General features: G+C 37.8%; 1 protein-coding gene. It reads right to left on the bottom strand.

Annotation, left to right across the window (positions count from 1 at the left end; translation table 11 throughout):
• Positions 1–178: 178 nt before the first annotated feature.
• On the bottom strand, positions 179–736 hold the full coding sequence (locus tag OZD63_RS05825; RefSeq protein ID WP_274979649.1) for a hypothetical protein: 558 nt from the start codon (positions 734–736) through the stop codon (positions 179–181).
• Positions 737–1,005 lie beyond the last annotated feature (269 nt).

The following is a 1,005-nucleotide window of genomic DNA, read 5'->3' as shown; positions in this document are numbered from 1 at the left end:
TCAATAGGTTGCTTATAATTCTAACTATAGTTAGCCTTTCATAAGTAGCGATGCAACAAAGCCATTCCAGCGTCACGCGCTGGAATGACATTGTAGGGTGTTATCCGAGTCCTTTTTCCGTCATCCGAGGACCGTATGACGTCATCCAAGTAGCGTGACTACTTGGATCTAAGCTGTATTACCAAGTCCAATTAAGTGCAGCATCATCACTTGTTGGAGGCTCAAAATACGGTTGTGACATTTCCTCTTGCACAGCTCTTTTAAATTCTGGACTTTCTATGCTTATCTTTGTTACATGATCTTGTAAGGCTTTCTCAGCAGCTATTTCAGCAGCTGATGGACTTGTTCCATTTTTACCATCTTCTCCTTTAGGACCAGTATCCCCTTTCTCTCCTTTTAGCCCTTTACTTACTAAGAACTCCTTTACTGTTTGGTTATTTTGACCATCATACTTTGCTTTATCTGGGCTATCAAGAAAGTTTCCTAATGTATCTACTAGAACTGATTCATTATTATCTTTTGTACTAAGTAAACTTCCCAGAGCTGTTGATAGACCAGTTATTTTGTGCTCTGTTATTTGACCACCATTTGGTGTATATCCCACTTTAAGATCATTTGTGGTTATATCCAAAGTATATTCATTACCCGTATTATCTGCCAAAGTTACAAGTTTGACTTCTGCCAGAGTTGCTGCTGCTGTTCCTGCAGCACTTTCAAATTTTAAACTAGCCGGCATATCACACTCCATTAATTACAAAAACCACAGCATGCATGAAAATAGTATAATTTTTGTTAATGCTAGATTTTACATAAGATTTCCTTGAAACTTGTTGTTTCAGAATTCTTCTCTTGTCATTCAAGTGTGTAGCAGATGATGTCATTCCAGTCTGGAATCCAGCCTTTATTATGCAGCCACTTATTTAAAGTTAAGTTTTCTGGATCCCAGTGGGCTTTGTTGCATCGCTAGCTATGATGGATTAAAGATAAAAAAGATGGAGAATATCA

It is taken from the genome of Wolbachia endosymbiont of Drosophila leontia (genome assembly GCF_028981785.1).
GTDB classification, from domain to species: domain Bacteria; phylum Pseudomonadota; class Alphaproteobacteria; order Rickettsiales; family Anaplasmataceae; genus Wolbachia; species Wolbachia pipientis.
This window is presented reverse-complemented; position numbering and strand designations above follow the sequence as displayed.

Bases quoted from the DNA above. Each gene is read 5' to 3' on its own strand.
- OZD63_RS05825 (WP_274979649.1), bottom strand. From the start codon at position 736: ATGCCGGCTAGTTTAAAATTTGAAAGTGCTGCAGGAACAGCAGCAGCA.